14 protein-coding genes are annotated in these 20,079 nt (G+C 39.0%); 7 read left to right on the forward strand and 7 right to left on the reverse strand.

The annotated features are described in order from the left end of the window. From LU635_RS10175 to LU635_RS10190, 4 genes are all read left to right on the forward strand, one after another. The coding region (locus LU635_RS10175; RefSeq protein WP_240098778.1) for an HYR-like domain-containing protein at positions 1–4,308 on the forward strand (4,308 nt) is incomplete at its 5' end. A 12-nt stretch (positions 4,309–4,320) separates the two neighbouring features. Then, the gene (locus LU635_RS10180; protein WP_240098780.1) at positions 4,321–5,232 is read left to right on the forward strand and encodes a PorP/SprF family type IX secretion system membrane protein; all 912 of its coding nucleotides are present in this window, start codon (positions 4,321–4,323) and stop codon (positions 5,230–5,232) included. Positions 5,233–5,249: 17 nt separating this feature from the next. Further along, positions 5,250–7,112 carry an OmpA family protein gene (locus tag LU635_RS10185; RefSeq protein ID WP_240098782.1) on the forward strand — a complete coding sequence of 621 codons (1,863 nt, stop codon included), beginning with the start codon at positions 5,250–5,252 and terminating at the stop codon, positions 7,110–7,112. A gap of 542 nt (positions 7,113–7,654) precedes the next feature. Next, positions 7,655–9,139, forward strand: a complete 1,485-nt coding sequence (locus LU635_RS10190; RefSeq protein ID WP_240098784.1) for a S41 family peptidase — start codon at positions 7,655–7,657, stop codon at positions 9,137–9,139. A 110-nt stretch (positions 9,140–9,249) separates the two neighbouring features. On the opposite strand, the gene LU635_RS10195 is transcribed toward LU635_RS10190, so the two are convergent. The 5 genes from LU635_RS10195 to pyrR form a co-directional block, all read right to left on the reverse strand. After that, positions 9,250–9,756, reverse strand: a complete 507-nt coding sequence (locus tag LU635_RS10195; protein ID WP_240098786.1) for a CAP domain-containing protein — start codon at positions 9,754–9,756, stop codon at positions 9,250–9,252. Positions 9,757–9,932: 176 nt separating this feature from the next. After that, complete coding sequence (locus tag LU635_RS10200; protein ID WP_240098788.1) at positions 9,933–10,841, reverse strand: ribonuclease Z; 909 nt, start codon at positions 10,839–10,841, stop codon at positions 9,933–9,935. Between the two features lie 39 nt (positions 10,842–10,880). Beyond that, on the reverse strand, positions 10,881–11,213 hold the full coding sequence (locus LU635_RS10205; protein ID WP_240098790.1) for a ribonuclease Z: 333 nt from the start codon (positions 11,211–11,213) through the stop codon (positions 10,881–10,883). Between the two features lie 59 nt (positions 11,214–11,272). Beyond that, the gene (locus LU635_RS10210; protein WP_240098792.1) at positions 11,273–12,205 is read right to left on the reverse strand and encodes an aspartate carbamoyltransferase catalytic subunit; all 933 of its coding nucleotides are present in this window, start codon (positions 12,203–12,205) and stop codon (positions 11,273–11,275) included. A gap of 7 nt (positions 12,206–12,212) precedes the next feature. After that, positions 12,213–12,752, reverse strand: a complete 540-nt coding sequence (pyrR, locus tag LU635_RS10215) for a bifunctional pyr operon transcriptional regulator/uracil phosphoribosyltransferase PyrR (RefSeq protein ID WP_240098794.1) — start codon at positions 12,750–12,752, stop codon at positions 12,213–12,215. A 179-nt stretch (positions 12,753–12,931) separates the two neighbouring features. On the opposite strand from pyrR, the gene LU635_RS10220 reads away from it, so the two are divergent. Further along, a complete protein-coding gene (locus LU635_RS10220; protein ID WP_240098796.1) occupies positions 12,932–13,540 on the forward strand; it encodes a hypothetical protein in 609 nt (202 codons plus the stop codon). Between the two features lie 8 nt (positions 13,541–13,548). On the opposite strand, the gene LU635_RS10225 is transcribed toward LU635_RS10220, so the two are convergent. Beyond that, positions 13,549–14,556, reverse strand: coding sequence for an alpha/beta hydrolase (locus tag LU635_RS10225; RefSeq protein ID WP_240098798.1), 1,008 nt, complete (start codon positions 14,554–14,556; stop codon positions 13,549–13,551). A 98-nt stretch (positions 14,557–14,654) separates the two neighbouring features. Between LU635_RS10225 and LU635_RS10230 the strand changes: the two genes are divergently transcribed. Next, on the forward strand, positions 14,655–15,500 hold the full coding sequence (locus LU635_RS10230; RefSeq protein WP_240098800.1) for a GNAT family N-acetyltransferase: 846 nt from the start codon (positions 14,655–14,657) through the stop codon (positions 15,498–15,500). Positions 15,501–15,560: 60 nt separating this feature from the next. Then, positions 15,561–17,939, forward strand: coding sequence for an alpha-L-rhamnosidase-related protein (locus LU635_RS10235; protein WP_240098802.1), 2,379 nt, complete (start codon positions 15,561–15,563; stop codon positions 17,937–17,939). 222 nt (positions 17,940–18,161) lie between these two features. On the opposite strand, the gene rpsA is transcribed toward LU635_RS10235, so the two are convergent. Further along, on the reverse strand, positions 18,162–20,024 hold the full coding sequence (rpsA, locus tag LU635_RS10240; RefSeq protein ID WP_240098804.1) for a 30S ribosomal protein S1: 1,863 nt from the start codon (positions 20,022–20,024) through the stop codon (positions 18,162–18,164). Positions 20,025–20,079 lie beyond the last annotated feature (55 nt).

Here is a 20,079-nt window from a genome sequence, read left to right on the forward strand (position 1 = left end):
GCCGTGGAAGCTGAAGTAGCCGATCCGGCTGCTCCTACCGGAGATGCCCTGCAGTCTTTCTGTTTTGACTCACCTGCTACCATAGCAGATCTTTCTCCAAATGCAGCTAACATTGTTTGGTATGCTTCCGAGACAAATAATACTCCATTAAATTCCACCGACTCTTTAATAGACGGGGAAGATTATTATGCCTCCCAAATTATTGATGGCTGTGAAAGTGACGAGAGATTAATGGTTACGGTAGAAATATTACCAGAAATCACCTTATCTGCCACTGCTAATACTGTTACCTGTGATGGTGAGGCTGATGGATTAATAACTATCGAAAACGATGAGTTTTCTACAATTACAATCTATAATTCTAACAACATTGATGTAACATCAGACAATGGTTCACTAACTGCAGGTATTTATACAATAGTAGCCTCTTTATCCAGTTCATTGACTGAAACAACTTGCGAAAAGGAAATTACCGTTTCAATAGAAGTTCGCGACAATGATGCACCAGTAATTTCGGTTCCATCTAGTCTTGATGTTGAAGTTTGTGAAGCATCAGAACTTACCTCTGATAATGCAAGATTTGCATTGGATATGGATGGATCTGAAGATATCAAGGATATTTTCGAAGCTGCCGGTTATACTGCCTCTGATGATCAAACCATCGAAAGTATTACTTATACCGACTCTTTTGACGAAAGTGGATGTGTGCCCATAGTAACAAGAACTTTTTATGTAACAGATAACTGTGGAAGCCAGACCTCTGCAACACTTACGATTAACTTAATTGATCTTACCGATCCGGTTTTCAATGAAGAATTACCTTCAGAAGAAATCACTGTAGAATGTACAGATATCCCAGATGCGATGACTCTTACAGCTACCGATGCCTGTACCGGCGTGATTGCAGTTAATTTCTCTGAAACAACCCAGAATGACGATGAATGTGGAACTAATTTCACAATAATCAGAACATGGACAGCAACTGACTGTTCAAACAACGAAGTAAGTTTTACTCAAACTATAAATGTAATCGATACTACTGCTCCTGTCTTTGACCAGGAATTACCTCAGGAAGAGCTAACAGTAGAATGTGATAATATTCCTGCAGCGGTAGAATTAACAGCTACTGATGCCTGTGAAGGTTTTGTAGATGTGAATTACAATGAATCTATTCAAAATTCTGATGATTGTGCTAACACCTATGTAATTACCAGAACCTGGACAGCTACAGACTGCTCGAATAATGAAGCTGTTTTCACCCAAACAGTAAATGTCGTAGATACCCAGGCTCCGGAATTTGTCGAAGAGCTTCCAGCTGCAGAGCTTACTGTTGAATGTGGTAATGTACCAGATGCAGAAGTTCTATCCGTTACCGACAATTGTTCTGAAAACGTTGACGTAGTATTTACTGAAGAACTTTCTGGGAACGATGACAATTGTGCAAATGTTTACACTATAACCAGAACCTGGACTGCTACAGATTGTGCGAACAATCCAGTATCTCATATTCAGATTATAAATGTTGTTGATACTGTAGCTCCTGAATTCGTAGAAGCTATTCCGGGCGATATGACCATGGAATGTGAAAACCTTCCAGAAGTGCCGGTGATTACCGCTATAGATAACTGTGATACAAATGTACAAGTGGTTTATACTGAAAAGTCTGATAAAGAGAATGATGAAGATAAGGAATATGTAATTACCAGAACCTGGACTGCAACTGACTGTGCCGGAAACGAGATTTCGGCAAGCCAGGACATAACTATCCAGAATACTGGTGCACCTTCATTCAATGAAAATCTTCCGGGAGATATAACTGTTGAATGTGATGCCATTCCTGAAGCAGCAGTAATTACAGCCACAGATAACTGCGTTAGTGAAATTGAAGTTGTCTTTGAAGAAAGCATTTCAGGTCAGAATGATGAATGTTCAAATGAGTATATCATTACCAGAACCTGGACTGCTACAGATGATGCTAATAATCAGACTTCGCATACTCAAACGATCACTGTAGTAGATACTGTTGTTCCTGTTTTCAATGAAGAATTGCCTGCAGCTGAATTAACTGTTGAGTGCGACAGCGTTCCGGCGGCGGCTATTTTAACCGCTACAGATAATTGTTCAGGAGCTATCGATGTAGTATTTACTGAAAATTTTACCGGTAATGAAGACGGATGTTCCAGTGTTTACACTATAGTAAGAAACTGGGTTGCCACTGATTGTGCCGGAAATGAAACTTCTTTCACACAAACTATCAATGTAGAAGACAGCGTAGCTCCTGTTTTTAATGAAGAATTGCCTGTAGCTGAATTAACTGTTGAATGCGACAGTGTACCTTCAGCGACTACCTTAACTGCTACAGATAATTGTTCAGGAGCAATCGATGTTGTATTTACTGAAAATATTACCGGTAATGACGACGAATGTTCTAATGTTTACACTATTGTAAGAAACTGGGTTGCTACAGATTGTGCCGGAAATGAAACCTCTTTTGCACAAACTATCAATGTAGAAGACAGCATAGCTCCTGTTTTTAATGAAGAATTGCCTGCAGCTGAATTAACTGTTGAATGCGACAGCGTTCCGGCAGCGGCTATTTTAACCGCTACAGATAATTGTTCAGGAGACACCGGAATTTCTTTTGAAGAGCTAATTACTGATAGAGATTCAGCGGCAGATAACGACTATATGATCACCAGAAGCTGGATGGCTTCAGACTGTGCCGGAAACGAAGTTTCTTTCACACAAATTATAATCGTTCAGGATACTTCAGCACCGGAGATCACCACCTGTCCGGCAGCGATCACTGTTTCAGCTGACGCTGGTATATGTTCAGCTTCTGAAGTAAACCTTGGAATGCCAACCGCAACTGATAACTGTGATTCAGACCTTTCCATTACGAATAATGCTCCTGCAGTATTCGAACTAGGGGAAACTATTATAACCTGGACTGTAACTGATGAATCTGGAAATACGGTACAGTGTACCCAATTAGTAACAGTGGTAGATGATCAGAACCCTGAAATTGAAGCAATGCAAAATATTACCGTAAACAGTGATGCTGATCTTTGTGGAGCTGTTGTAAACTACGGAATGGCTGGGGCTTCTGATAATTGTGAATTGGTATCAGTTGAATTAACAGAAGGTTTAGAATCCGGTTCTGTATTTCCAATAGGACCAACAACAGTTACTTATACGGCTACTGATAATTCCGGAAATACAACTTCATCAAGTTTCACTGTAACAGTGATCGATAATGAAGCTCCGGTGATTACATGTCCACAGGATATAAATGTCACTGTAGAAATTGGTGTTACTTCATCAATTATCAATTATGACGCTGTAACTGCATCAGATAACTGTGAAGTAAGCGTGGAAATGACAGCCGGACTTGCTTCGGGATCTGAATTCCCATTAGGCCCAACTGTAGTTACCTATACTGCAACAGATGCCTCAGGAAATTCTGTAGAATGTTCTTTTACGGTTACAGTAAATGAGGAAGAATTACCAGAGCCACCGACACCACCTTCAGCTTCTGTAACAACAGCTGCTACCTGTGCTTCGCCTCTGGGGACCATCACCGTGGAAACACAGGAAGGTCTTACTTATAGCATCGATGGTGAAAACTATCAGGAGAGCGGAGTGTTCAGCGACCTTGATCCAGACACTTACCAGGTAACTGCAATGGATGGTTTCGGCCAGGTATCTACTGCAGCAACGATAACCATTGAAGAACCCGTAGCTGAAGAAATCGTGGTAGCTGCAGACCCAGACCTATGTATTGAAGATTCAGTATTTGATCTTTTTGAAATGTTAACCGGAGAGGTGGATGAGTCTGGAACCTGGATCGATACTGACAATACAGGAGCTCTTGACAATGGATTTATAGATCCTTCACTCATGGAACTAGGTACCTATACCTTTACGTATCAGTTAGAAGGAAATTGTCCTTCAAGTACTGATGTTACAGTTTCAATTAATGATGACTGTGTAGTCCTTGCCTGTACTGTAAATGATCTCAAAGATGGGATTTCAAAAGTTGTCACTCCAAATGGCGATAACAGGAACGATTTCTTTGAAGTAGATCTGGATACTGACTGTGGATTCACATATGATCTTATGATCTTTAACAGATGGGGTAACAAGATATTTGAAGCTCAGAATTACCAGAATAACTGGGATGGCTATTCAAGCAGCTCTTTCACAGGGTCTAATCAGTTACCGTCAGGAACCTACTATTACGTACTTCAAGTTCGAAATAGTGACTTTGAACCGATACAAGGTTATATCTATCTAGGAACTAAATAAAAAAGGGAAACCATGAAAAAAGTATACTTAATCATATTGATTTTATTTGTTGCAGCCCCAGGATTTTCGCAACAGCTCCCTCAGTTTACACAATACATGTATAACACGATCTCTATAAACCCAGCCTATGCAGGAAGCAGAGACGGATTTTCAGCCGTAGGCTTGCATAGAAGTCAATGGGCTGATTTTGAAGGAGCTCCAACAACTCAAACCCTTTCTGTTCATTCACCATTGAGCAATGATAAGGTTGGTTTAGGACTCTCTATAATTAACGATAATGCCGGTTACGAGAATTACACCTATGCTTATGGTGATTTCTCATACCGTCTGGACCTTAGTGAAGATGTGACACTACGTTTAGGATTAAAGGCCGGAATGAGCTATTACAATTTAGAAGATGAACTGTTCATGGAGCCAGATGTTCTCGACGATCCATTTTTTCAGGACCAGGTAAACCGGTGGACGCCAAATTTTGGGCTAGGTTTTTATTTGTCGTCCCAGAACTGGTACATAGGAGGTTCTGCTCCTAAAATTATTAATAATGATAATAATGAATTCAGTGAATATCTGGCCCTTGAACAAGTTCATTATTATCTAACCGGTGGTTATGTATTCGACCTGAGTGATAATGTGAAACTTAGACCAACCACTCTTTTAAAGGCTACCAGTGGAGCTCCTCTATCTGTAGACTTTACGGCTGCAGCTATTTTTAATGAAAAGTTCTATCTGGGAGGAACTTACCGCATAGACGATGCTGTTGGAGGTTTCCTGGATGTACAACTATTTGATGGCTTCCGCGCCGGGTACGCTTATGAATATCCTATTTCAGACATCAGACCTTATACTTCAGGCTCGCATGAGATCCTGTTGATATATGAATTCAGATTTAAAAACACCAGGTATAAATCACCCCGTTTCTTCTAATTTAAAGCCTGTTTATTATGAAAAACATTTACTATTTATTCTTGATACTTCTCTCCTGCTCTCTTAGCATGCAGGCACAGAGTGGAAAACAAAAAAAGGCAGATAGGCTTTACAAGGATTTTGCCTATCTGGAAGCAACCGAAGTTTATAAGGAACTTATTGAAAAAGAATATAATGTAATTTATAACAGCAAGAAGCTAGGGGATGCATATATGATGCTTAGAAGCCCTGAGAATGCTGTTCACTATTATGGTGATATCATTGAAGACACTACTATCTCACCTGAATATTATTACAAATATGCACAGGCTTTACGAGGAGTAAAACGCTATGATGAATCAAGAACCTGGCTTAGAAAATATCTTGAAAGTGGTAACAGGTCTGATGAAATTGAGACCATGATAGAAAAGGATGATTTCAAAAGCAAAGCCACCTACAAACTACAGCCTTCAGAATTCAATTCGGAAGTAAGTGATTTTGGGGTTTTTGTTAAAGATGATCAGGTATATTTTGTTTCAGCAAGAGCCCAGGATGTTGATGTAAAAGATAAAACCTATAGCTGGAACGGGGAACCTTTCCTTGATATCTATGTAATGGACAAGAACTCTGGTGAGGTAAATCCTATTCCCGGTGATATCAATACCAAATTACATGACGGGCCTGCCGTAGTAAGTCCGGATGGTAACACCCTGTATTTTACACGTAACAATTATATTAACAACAAGGAAGGTAAAAGAGATAAGGAAAAGACCAATCATCTTAAATTATACTCGTCAACAAAATCAGGGAATACATGGAACAATGTTGCAGAATTACCTTTTAACAATAATGAGTATTCGGTAGGCCATCCTTCCCTTTCTCCGGATGGTAAAACACTTTATTTTACTTCAGATATGCCGGGTGGTATGGGAGGAACCGATATCTATAAAGTGAGTATCGCTGAAAATGGAAGTTTTGGGATTCCGGAAAACCTGGGAGAACCTGTAAACACCGAATTTGATGAGAGCTTTCCTTTTATGGATACCGATGGAACCTTATACTTCTCTTCTAACGGACATGCCGGACTCGGATTGTTCGATATCTTCCGCCTGACCGATGACGGGGAAGTTGAAAATCTTGGAGAACCCGTCAACAGCAGTATGGATGATTTTGCCTATTTCCAGGTAGCTGATTCCAGAGAAGGATATATTTCCACCAATCGTAATGGAGGAAGTGATGATATTCATGTCTTTAATAAACTCAATCCTTTGGTATTGAAAGGACAGGTAACCGATGCGGTTAATGGCACTCCCATATCCCAGGCAACCGTAAGGATTATGAGTGATAACAATGAACAGATCGCTTTTCTTGAAACCGATTCTGATGGTAATTACAAAACAGAAATAGCGAGAGACAAGACCTTCCCTATCGAGGCCAAGGAAATTGAATATGAAACTTTTGAAGGCCGGGTTAATACCAGCAATACCGATGATAAAGACGAAATGGTATATGATATTCAACTAAATCCGGTAAGAGATGTTGAATATCTCGCGGAAATAGATAACATTTATTTCGATTTCGATAAATCGAATATTCGTCCAGATGCCGCCAAAGAACTGGATAAACTTGTTGATCTTATGAAGAATGAGTATCCGGATCTCGTAATAGAAATTGGATCTCATACAGACCGAAGAGGAAGTAATGCTTATAATGAAAAGCTTGCTGAGAGACGAGCAAAATCAACTTATGATTATCTGATCTCTAAGGGGATATCACCTGAAAGGATCGTAGAATATAAAGGATATGGAGAAACCAAACCTGCAATAGACTGTGACCGTTGTACGGAAAAAGACCATCAGTTAAACAGAAGGTCTATGTTTAGTGTGGTAAAAATGGAATAACAATCTAACTAACCTGAAGGAAAGAGGTTTTCTGAACAGCTTTTTGTCCCCCTGCGAATAATTCTCTTAAACGAGAATTGCAAAGAGTTTTCAGGTGACCTCTTTCTATAAATTAAATGTCCCCCAATATTTTAGCAAACGGAAATCGATAACGGGGTATAAGACAGGATTACTCTTAAAATTAAGATCAAATCGACCCCAACAAATCGATTGAAAAGAAAAAGGTTCAGCCTCTAGCCTGGACCTTTTTCGATTAATATATGCTGTTTAAAAAGCAAAAAGCATCCCTCCAGGTACCGGAGGGATGCTTTTTTTAAAATAAAACTAAAAAACTTCCTGTAATCTTAATTTTTCTTAATGGAGACTCTAAACCATCAGAATGGACTGGTTTTATAATTCCATTATGTTAATTGCCCTTTTCCTTTAACAGTTTAGAATTGTTTAAGTTTTTTGGCATAATTCATGAATAATAATTAAAACCTATGAATAAGTGATTAATTATAAATTAATAGAATACCAAATAAACCCCAAATATTACCGACATGAAGAAGATAATAATGATGCTGGCATTGACGGGCATCCTATTTTCTTCCTGTGAAAAGGAAGAATTGAGCCCTGATAAGAATATCTCTGGAACAATCGAAGAAGAAACTCAGTCTACCCACAATCAGGATCTCGAAATTGAAGATTTCATCTATAAAGGGATGAACGAAATATACCTTTATAAAGCTCAAACCCCAGAACTAGCAGATGGTTATTTCTCTAATGATAACCAGAAATTTAATTATCTGGAAAATTTCAATTCGCCTGAAGACCTATTCAATACTTTAACCTATAGTGAAGACAAGTTCAGTTTTATTACAGATGACTATGTAAGCCTGGAAAACCGTTTTCAGGGAATAAGCGGAAGTACCGGTATGAAATTCGGATTAGGCCGCATAAGTGGTACTAACAATGTTTTCGGGTTTCTACAGTACATCCTTCCCGGTACATCGGCAGAAAAGGCGGGACTTACACGTGGAACTGTATTCACAGAAGTAAACGGTGAGAAACTCACACTTGATAACTATAAAGGTCTGCTCGATGCAGCGTCCTTTTCTATAAATATAGGTAGCGTTATAGATGGAAATATAGAAATGACAGATCAAACCGTTACTCTAACCGATGGCTCCTATATTGCCAATCCGGTTTTTATTAAAAAAACCTTTGATATTGAAAATAAAAAGATCGGCTATTTAATGTATAACAGTTTTATCGCCGATTTTGATGATGAACTAAACGCTGCCTTCGGAAAATTTAAAGCTGACGGGGTGTCTGAGCTTATTTTAGACCTGCGATATAATGGTGGTGGTTCAGTAGAATCGGCAGTAGATCTGGCAAGTATGATCACCGGCCAGTACGAAGGCGAAATATTTATGAAAGAACACTGGAATGAGAAATACCAGGAACATTTTGAAACTACAGACCCTGAAAGACTTATAAACCGATTCGACTCCAAAATCAGAACCGGAGAATCCATTAATAATCTTAATCTAACAAAAGTTTATATACTTACCTCCAATGCCACCGCATCAGCCAGTGAACTAGTGATAAACGGACTGGAACCCTATATTGAGGTGGTACATGTGGGAGAGACCACTACCGGTAAATTTCAGGCTTCAGTCACCCTGTATGACAGTCCTGATTTTACCAAAGAAAATATAAATGAGAATCATACTTATGCCATACAACCCCTGGTATTCAAATCAATAAATGCCAGTGGAAAATCAGATTATATTAACGGTTTGGAACCCGATATTCAGTATAGTGAAGTCGTGGGCAATTTAGGTACCCTGGGTGACCCAAGTGAACCACTATTACAAATCGCTATAAACGATATTCTTGGAAAGGCACAATTGAAGCAGAGTGAATCTGCTTACAAGGTCGCCAGTAAATATAAGAATATAGGCCAGAGTGATATGTATGATCCTGATTTCCAGCGAATGTATATAGATAAATTACCACCGATACTAACCGGGAATGAATAAGTTCCTAAAAGAAAATCCCGCATTTAGCGGGATTTTCTATTTATTCAAAAAAAGGGCCAGCCTCTAGCCTGAACCCTTTTCAGATTTGGGGGGAAAACAAAACTTGCGGTTTATTTTTTTATAAATATGTTCGTGAAATAATTTTTTCCTTCTGCATCCTGTCTAACTGAAATCCCGAAGTGAGTGTGATTGGCTTCAATGTTATCCTTGTGCCCTTTACTCTTTAACCAGGCATTAATAACGGCGTCTGCTGTTCTGTAACCAAAGGCTACATTTTCACTAACCGACTGAGCTCCTACTTCATCCATCAAAAAAGAAGCCCTTTGAGCAAAATTCTCATGACTTACCGCACCCTGCCCGATCATGTATTCATTGTGATCTTCAGATTCCACTGAAAGTTCAGCAAGTGGCTTTAATTCGTTTAAGCCTAAAGCTTTTCTGTAAATATTAAGATCTTCAAGGATTTCAACCTCGATAGCATTATAATTATATTCTACCTTATTTGTTACGACCTGATTATAGGCAGTAACCTCATCTTCTACATTATCTTTTGAACATGATGTAAGAAACACCGTACAAAAAATTAACATAAATCCTGTTAATGTAATTCTTTTCATAGGTTCAAATGTTAGACTCAGGGACGATAAATGTACATTATTTATCGACTAAAAACACTCAAACCTTAATAAAAAACTAAATTTTTGTATTTTTTAACATTTATTGTAGGAATTTACAGTCATTAATCTCGTATTCAATCGATTAACTGTTTGGTAGAGAGAAAAATAAATCTGTGTTATTCGACGGTTATTTCTTTACCGTCATCGGCTAAAATAATCTTGGGAAACACAGTTTCCGCTTCGGTTTTAAATAGTTCGATATTATCATACCGGGTAGAGTAATGACCGAGAATTAATGTTTTCACACCGGCCTTTTTTGCGATGGTGGCAGCCTGCCTGGCAGTAGCATGTTTGGTAGGAAATGCGAGATCAAGTTCCTGTTCCAGGAAAGTAGATTCATGATATAGGGCCGTCACATTCCTGATTAACGGAACTATATCCTCATCGTAAACGGTGTCGCTGCAAAAAGCATATGATTTGGGGGGTATGGGATCTGAAGTTACCAAATGATTGGCAATAAGCTTCCCGTCTTCTGAAACTACATCTTTACCTTTTTTAAGGCTTTTATACAGGCTTACATCGATATTATATTTTACAGCCTCATTGATTAGAAGCTTGCGATCTCCTTCTTTTTCCCTGAATAAAAAACCATTGGTATAAATCCTGTGCTTTAAAGGGATAGTGCTCACACTAACTTTGGTGTCTTCATACACAAGCTGTGGTTCTTTTGAAGTGAGTTCATGAAAGATAAGCGGATAATTGGTCCATGAATTAGCCAGTTTTAACTGAAGGGTGATGATCTCTTTTATTCCCTTAGGACCGTATATATGTAGCTCCTTTTCACGATTTAGAAGCCTGAATGTTGAGACAAGACCAACAAGACCATAAAAATGGTCGCCATGTAAATGGGAAATAAAAATATGCTTTATCCTGGAAAATTTGATCCTGTTCTTACGCAGCTGAACCTGAGTACCCTCCCCGCAATCTATAAGAAAAAGGTGGTTGTTTATTTCCAGTACCTGCGAAGTAGGATTGGTAAAACTGCGCGGTGTGGCAGCATAACAACCCAGAATGCTTACTTTCATTAAAATGTTTTTACTGTTGACGGGGACTCTTCTTATATTCTAGAATCCCAGATCTCTCTGGATTTCGTCCATCTGTACCATATCTTCGGCTTCCTGAAGTGAAGGAACCACCACAAGTTCATCTGGTAGCTCATCGATCCCAACCGAATCATTTACAATTACAAAACTCTTGTTGTGACTTCTGTGAAAATTCGATATTTCAAGGAATCCAAGCAGACTATTGGCTTCAATATCTTTATGATCCAAAAGATATACCACTACATTCTCATTCTTAATATCATCATGATGCTTTGTGAGTTCAGATGAAAAATCGGTTAGGCTATCGGCATCATTCTCAATAAGAAGAAAATTTTCTTTTCTGGCAGTTTTCATAATAAATATCTATTTCTGTTTAAAGTTAACAAAAACCGATTTCTGTATAAAGAAAGTCTTTATTGTTTGATCTTCGAGGCTAAAAGATAGATCGCTGCCATTCGAATGGCAACCCCATTTTGCACCTGATCCAGGATGATGGCATTTTCAGAATCGGCCACATCGCTGGTGATCTCCACTCCCCGGTTGATAGGTCCCGGGTGCATAATAACGATCTCCTTATCCAGGCTTTCAAGCAATTTCTTATTCAGACCGAACTGTTTTACATATTCTCTAGTACTTGGAAAATAGCTAATATCCATTCGTTCATTCTGAACCCTAAGCATATTGGCAACATCACACCATTCCAATGCCTTTCTAAGATTGGTTTCCACCTCTACCCCTAAAGATTCAATATACTTTGGCAACAATGTTTTGGGACCGCACACCTTCACCTCAGCTCCCTGAAGCTGTAAGGCAAAAATATTGGAAAGTGCCACCCGGCTATGGAGAATATCTCCCACAATCACCACCTTCTTTCCTTTAACCTCTCCCAGTTTTTCTCTTATGGAATAGGAATCCAAAAGGGCTTGTGTAGGGTGTTCATGAGCTCCATCCCCCGCGTTAATAATACTCGCATTTACATGTTTGGAAAGAAAGATCCCCGCTCCCGGATTAGGATGTCGCATCACCACCATATCCACTTTCATGGAAAGTATATTGTTCACAGTATCGATTAGCGTTTCTCCTTTTTTTACAGATGATGAAGCAGCTGAAAAATTGATCACATCAGCACTTAGACGTTTTTCAGCAAGTTCAAAAGAAAGCCGTGTTCTGGTACTGTTCTCAAAAAATAGATTGGCAATGGTAATATCCCTTAAGGAAGGGACTTTTTTAATGGGACGGTTGATTACTTCTTTAAAATGATCGGCAGTTTTGAAGATAAGTTCTATATCCTCCCGCTTTAGGTATTTAATTCCCAGTAAGTGATTTACACTTAATTCGCTGCTCATTTTTTATTTATTTTGAAATCAGGTAAACAGCATCCTCACCATCCTTTTCCTTCCAGCTTACCTTTACTTTTTCTTCATTAATTGCATCAACCTGCCTCCCATTATAATCGGGTTGAATAGGTAAATGTCTGCTAAAGCGTCGGTCTATCAGGCTTAACAGCTCGATCTCACGTGGCCTTCCAAAAGACTGGATCGCTGTTAAAGCCGCACGAATGCTACGCCCTGTATACAGTACATCATCAATAAAGACCACCCGCTTATCTTCCACGATAAAATCGATTCTCGTCTTATTTGCCTCAAGAGGTTTTTCTCCCCGTCTAAAATCGTCGCGGTAAAATGTAATATCCAGCTGGCCGCTCTTAATATCGTTCAAGCCATATTCTTCTTTAAGGATCTTTTCAATTCGGCTGGCAACAAATACGCCCCTGGGCTGAATGCCTATAAGTACAGTATCTTTAAAATCGGTATGCTTTTCTACTAACTGACAAGCCAAACGGTGTAGAATAATGTTGAGTTGGTTAGAGTCTAATAGTACTTTCCGGCTCATGAGACTATTTGTGAATTGCAACAAAAGTAAGGTTTTTTTGGATTAGATAATAGTCTTGACCTTATCAAATTGAATGAATTTCAATGGAGGTAAAAGTCCCCGTTTTTTCTAAATTTATAGAGTTATAAGATTTTGATGTAAACTTAATTTGATTTTCAGAATCTGAAAAATTTCGGAATATGTTCAACAGCAAAGAAATAAGATGGTTCTCCAAAACCGAAGATAAGGCGATAAGTAACTGGTTTAAAAAGAAGTCTTATAGCTTTGAGGATACAGAGGCAAGAACTGATTTTTATCTTCCGCTTACCGGAAAAAAGGAAATTGGGATTAAATTAAGGGAAGGTAAAATTGAAGTTAAACAATTGATCGCTGAGCCGGAAAAAGGAAATTTATCAGCTAATGCCGAAGGTTTTTTTGAACGTTATTCAAAATGGAGTTTTTCAACTTCGGAAAACGACTCATTAAGCAAAGAGATCATTACTGAAAAGAAATATGACTGGCTTGATGTAAAAAAAGAACGCATGGGTGTCAAATTAAAGAAGGAAACAAACGGAAACACAGCCATTGTGAAGATAGACGAATTTATTTCATACGGATGCCAGATAGAATACACCAGAATTAAGGTAAAAGAGACGACCTGGTACAGCTTTGGGCTGGAATGGTTTGGTGAAAAGGAATTGGAAGTCGATCAGGCATTAATCCATGAGATCCTTGGTGATTCCCGTCTAAACCCTGATGAATCCATGGGATATGCCGAATTTCTTAACCTGGAAATATTTTCAGGATAAATGCTGACTTAATTAACAGAACCCAACTCTATATTCATTTTTTCGGTCAAAAAGCTAACAATTTCCTTTTCTACGATTTCTGTGTCACTTGATTTAATGTCACTCCCAATAAAATGTGTTTTTGGCCTTTTGAGTGGACTAAGCTGTACCAAAGAATCCGGCGTCTTGAATAGCTTATGCGCATTAGAATAAACACTCACTTCTACATGCTGATCTTCCTCCAGGAAATTTTTATGATAGTATAATGTAAGCACAGGGCAATTAACATTTTCGAAAGTTTTAGGTTTCATGCTTGTCTCTACCAATACCTGCAGATCTACCAGAGCCCTGGATGGATAAATCGTATCCCAATACTGGGTAGCGATTTCGCTGTCATGTTCGATCTTCTTGCTATCCCCGAAAGAAATCATCCTTGCTATTTCATAACCCCAGGGAGAGTTAAGCACAAAGGTTGCTGGTACATCATCCTCTAAATTGGGAGAAAGATTGATTAGAGCATGAACCCGGTCTGGAAAGGTGGCAGCCAGTTTTATAGCCAGCGTTCCACCAGTTGAGGTGCTCATAATGATCACCTTTTTTCCCAGTTTTTCACCTATCACCAAAGCCTGTTTTGCAGACTCCCAGGCATTTTCACCTGAAAAATCATTAAGTGAAGCAGGAGGCTTTAAACCGTGACCAGCCCATCGTGCAAGAAAGAGATTAGCATTTAAAGTATCTGCTATATCAAAATTTACCGGAAATCCATCCCTGTAACTCCCGGCAAAACCATGCAGATATACAAGACTGTATTCAGTAACTTCTGCTCTCCCGTTAGCCCAGATTATGCGTGCCTCATTATCATCACGAACCGGCAATGAATCTTCGTGCTGCTTTATAAATAATTCAAGCTCCTTGAGGTTTGAGGTCAGTTCCGGAAGTTCTTCAGAATAATTGGGTTGCTGTGGCACAGGACCGGAAAAATAACCAATTACAATTCCAGCCAGAAGAAGAAGTATAAACCAGTAACGTTTTTTCATTTTTCAATTATAGCTAAATGAAATGAGAATAATAAGCTTTAAATTTTCTTTATTTGCCAAAGTTTTATTCAGCAGGCCCGGCAAGTAAGATATATCATATGGATTTTAGAGTTTTAAATCGTACCACCTTAAGTGAAGTGCTTAGAACATTCAACCAGTCATTTTCAGATTATGTGATACCTCTTCAGCTTACGGAAGACCTCCTAATCAAAAAAATGAAGAATGACGGAATAAACCTGGAACTATCTGCTGGAGCCTTTGAAGAAGATAAACTGGCAGGGTTTATTCTTAATGGTACGGGAGTATTCAATGGAATTCCTACTGCCTATAACGGAGGTACCGGAGTGATCCCCTCAAAAAGGGGAAATAAAATCACCGCCAGGTTATACGAATTTATCCTTCCCTCCCTGAAGAAGGCTCAGGTGGAACAATGCCTGTTAGAAGTTATCACCTCTAATGGCCCCGCAATTAAGGTCTATGAAAATATAGGGTTCGAAAAGACCAGAGAGCTTATTTGTTTTAAAGGCAGTCCCGTTAAGCATCCTACTCCACTTTTGCAATCCTTCTCCCTGAATGAATCTGAATCCCTAAATTCTAACCTATACGGCAGTTTTCAGGACTGGAATCCCTCATGGCAAAATTCCTGGACAGCTATTGAACGTTCGCAGGCTGACTTAAAGATAATTACTGCCGAAAGAAATGAACAAACTGTTGCCTATATAATCTATGATCCTGCTACCGCCAGGATCTCGCAGTTTGCAGTAAAGCAGCAGTATCGTAACCAGGGACTGGGAACCCTGCTTTTTCAGGAATTACATAAAAGACTGAAAAAAGATATTTCCATCCTAAATATTGACGCCAAAGCATATGATACTATTAGCTTCTTAAAGTCAGTTGGTTTAAAATCATTTATCAATCAGTATGAAATGATTATGAATTTATAATTGAAAGCAAATTAAACAGATTTTAAGTAGCTTTAGCCTTAATATCACTGGAAAGCTACTATGAAAATATTTTCGACATTTGTTTGTATTCTTCTCCTTACCAGCAGCTTTGCGCAGGAGCATATCAGGATTTCAACACTCCTTAAAAACAGTCCTTCTATCGAAGGCAAACCGGAATACCTTGCTTCCCCCTTTGTCACTGCAGGAAACAGAGTATATATGGTTGGTCACCAGGATGGCGGATTTCCGGAACTGGGCTGGCACATCCCGGGAGAGATGGGTGGAATATGGAATCATCCAATTAAACTTTTTGACGGGATTAAAGCTGAATTGATTTTTGCAAAGGACACTTTAGAGCTTGATAATGCAACTTCGTTCACTAACTACCCTGTTGCCAGCAAACAGAATTTCAATATTGCGAGTGAGGAAATGGAAATAGAGAGATGGCAATTCGTTCCGCATACTAAGCAAAGCCTGGCGGTCCAGTTCGTAATTAAGAATAATGGCTCAACCACAAAAAAATTTAAATTCATATTTAAGGCGTATTCAGACCTGAGGCCCACCTGGCTGGGAGAAAGGACAGATATGATTGATACACCAGATCGGGCAACATACAATTCCAATAATGATTACTGGCTCATAAAAGATAGCATTAATCCCTGGAGTGCAGTTTATATGGCAGATCGAAAGTCTGGTATTCACAAAGTCGTAAGAAATAAATATAATGGCCTAGGAACAGGAACTTCACTCGGTTATGAGTTATCCATTGAACCATCAGCCACCGAAATCATCACTTTTTTTCTGGCAGGATCCTATAATTCTGTGTCAGAAACTTTAAAAAACTTACGTTATATCCAGGAGAATCTTGAAAAAGAGATCATCTCCAAAAGAAATCATTATGAAAAACTGGCTGGATATTCCAGACTTAGAGTTCCCGATAAAAAATTACAGGAAGCCTTTGAATGGTTAAAATATAATTCGGCCTGGCTGGTCCAGGAAGTTCCCGGAATTGGAACAGGAATTACCGCAGGTATCCCGGATTACCCCTGGTGGTTTGGTGTAGATAGTGAATATGCCCTGAAAGGATATATGGCTGTAGGGCAAACGGAACCTGTCTATGAGACAATTCGGTTGCTGGACAGTGTTTCAGAAGCTGTGAACGGGAATGGCAGGATAATCCATGAAATGTCTACCAACGGAGCCGTATTCAATAAAGGGAATATCAATGAAACTCCTCAATTTGCTTCACTAATATGGGAAATATACAATTGGAATGGGGATAAAAAATTCCTGAAAAAATACTTTCCGACGATAAAAAAAGGACTGCATTGGCTCATGATGCAAAATGATGAAAACAAAAATCTTTTACCCGATGGTTTTGGAATGATGGAAATACACGGACTGGATAGTGAAATGATAGATGTTGCGGCTTATACCCAGAAAGCTTTCGCAGATGCTTCAAAAATAGCCCTGCAGTTCGACAATGATTCACTTAGCAGGGATTATAAAAGGAAGGCCGAAAAACTTAAAGAGAAGATCAATAAAGAATTCTGGTCTGAAGAATTTGGATCTTATGCCGACTTTATTGGAACAGACGAACAGGCTTTAAGATTGATAGACGATGCCATCATCAGAGCAGATACTTTGGAAAAGCCATGGTCTGTTAAGGAACTTAAGAGGACCAAAGATTATATCCTAAAGAACCCTTCAAATGAGCCCAGGCCTTTTGTTTTACATCATAACTGGGTAGTAAATACTCCAATGGAAATGGGTATCGCCGATACTGCCAAGGCTAAAATTGCCCTTAAGACCGCTGAAAATTATACGAACCCCTTTGGAGTCTTTGTTACCGGAATAGATCGAGATGAAACAGTTAGCACTGAAGAAGCTTCCTTTAAGGGAAGTAAGGCTTTTTCGTATACGGGCGCGGTAATGACCTTACCTACAGGGGTCCAGGCGGTAGCCGAAAACAATTACGGAGATCCTGATAAGGCGCTGGACTATTTAAAAAGAATGACTCGTTCTTTCAGTTTCGCTTTTCCCGGCAGTATTTATGAAGTCTCCCCGGACTATGGTATGATCAGCCAGGCATGGAATATTTACAGTTTTGCCATTCCTATAATTCAGCAGTTTTTCGGTATCCGGCCAATGGCTTCTGAAAAACTAGTGACTATTAAACCACAGATGCCTACCGAATGGAATAAGGCCTCCCTGGAAAATATACAAATAGCAGATAATAATATATCTATCCATTATGAAAGGAGTGAAGATATCGAAAGCTACAAGATCATTCAGACGAACATGGAATGGAGCATTAAAGTTGACCTGCCAAATACCGAATATATAGTTTCAGATGAAAATATCACCCGCATTGAGAAGAACGGGAGAATTCAGTTCCTGTCGAATGCTAAAACCCTGGAAATTAAAAGAAAAAAATAATTGAGTTCCTCTCTTCAACTACCGCTTAGATGATGGGAACTGAGCATTATACAGGTTAATTTTTCCCAATATGTTTTTATGAAAAATAAAGATTATCCTGAGAAAGCGATTCATAGCTATTCAGAAAAATATCATTTCAGTCATTAAAAGTTCCGGAACCGGGAATAAAAAAAACCTCCTTAGTTGTCTAAGGAGGTTTTTACTTTATAATATCAGGAAAGATTACTTCTTACCTTCCATTTTATCTTTCAATGCCTGAAGATCAGCATTAACATCACCAATAGTAGTGGTATTGTCTTTGTTTTGCGCAGCCGATTTCTTAGCAGCCTGCTTAACAATTTTCTGCTCTTCTTCTTTGTGAATTACCATGTGAGAAGCTACCACTCTCTTGAATTCTTTGTTGAATTCAATGATCTGGAATTCTGCTTCTTCACCTTTCTTCAATTTGCTTCCGTCTTCTTTTTCAAGATGTCTTTGCGGAACAAATGCAGTGATATCTTCGTTGAAGTCTATAGTAGCACCTTTATCTACGATCTCAGTGATCTCTGCAGTGTGCTTAGTTCCAACTCCATAGTCTTTCTCATATTTATCCCAAGGATTATCCTCAATCTGCTTATGTCCAAGACTAAGTTTTCTACCTTCTACATCTAATTCAAGAACTACAACTTCAAGCTCATCACCTACGTTAGTAAACTCAGATGGGTGCTTGATCTTCTTAGTCCAGGAAAGATCAGAGATATAGATAAGTCCGTCGATTCCTTCTTCAAGCTCTACGAACACACCAAAATTAGTGAAGTTACGTACGATACCTGTGTGCTTGGAACCAACCGGATACTTAGAAGTGATATCAGTCCATGGGTCTGGAGTCAATTGCTTGATACCAAGAGACATTTTTCTGTCTTCTCTGTCCAGAGTAAGGATCTGGGCTTCCACCTCATCACCAACGTTTACGAAATCCTGAGCAGATCTCAAGTGAGTACTCCAGCTCATTTCAGAAACGTGGATAAGACCTTCAACCCCTTCAGCAACTTCGATAAATGCACCGTAATCTGCGATCACTACTACTTTACCTTTTACCTTGTCACCAACTTTCAGCTTCTCATCAAGAGCATCCCATGGGTGCTGGCTAAGTTGCTTAAGACCTAACTGAATTCTAGACTTAGACTCATCAAAGTCAAGGATTACTACGTTAAGTTTCTGATCAAGCTCAACGATCTCATTTGGATGGTTGATTCTAGACCAGCTAAGATCTGTAATGTGAACAAGTCCGTCAACACCTCCAAGGTCAACGAATACACCGTAAGAAGTGATATTCTTAACGGTACCTTCAAGTACCTGACCTTTTTCAAGCTGACCGATGATCTCTTTCTTCTGCTCTTCGATATCTGCTTCGATAAGCGCTTTGTGAGATACAACAACGTTCTTGAATTCGTGGTTGATCTTAACCACTTTGAATTCCATGTTCTTACCAACATAGGCATCGTAATCACGGATTGGCTTCACATCGATCTGAGATCCCGGAAGGAAAGCTTCAATACCAAATACGTCTACGATCATACCACCTTTGGTACGACATTTAATGAATCCATTCACTACAAGGCTTTCATCATGAGCTTTGTTTACACGCTCCCATGCCTTGATCACTCTCGCCTTACGGTGAGAAAGGATCAACTGCCCGGTAGCATCTTCACGAACATCGATCAATACCTCAACATCATCTCCAACCTTTAGGTCTGGATTGTAACGAAATTCGTTAAGAGAAATAACTCCTTCACTCTTAGCATTTATATCGATAATTGCATCACGATCTGTAATATTGATTACTTTTCCTGTTACAACTTCGTCGTCTAAAGTGTCTACGAAATTTTCTGCAACCAGCTTTTCAAATTCTTCCAGCTTCTCATCGTCGATAGGATCGATCCCTTCTTCGTAATTGTGCCAGTTGAATTCTTTAAGGAATTTTTCAGGACTTTCCTGTTGCTTTTCTGGTTCAGGTTGAGATTGAGTATCCATACCTGCTACGTCCTGAACTTCAACATTTTCAGTGTTGTCCTGAACTTCTTTGTTTTTGTTTTCTTCAGCCATTACTGACTATAAAATTTGTATTCTGAGTCTCTCCGGAAATCTGTTTTAGCAAATT

Origin of the sequence: Christiangramia crocea (assembly GCF_022410465.1) — a bacterium.
Lineage (GTDB): Bacteria > Bacteroidota > Bacteroidia > Flavobacteriales > Flavobacteriaceae > Christiangramia > Christiangramia crocea.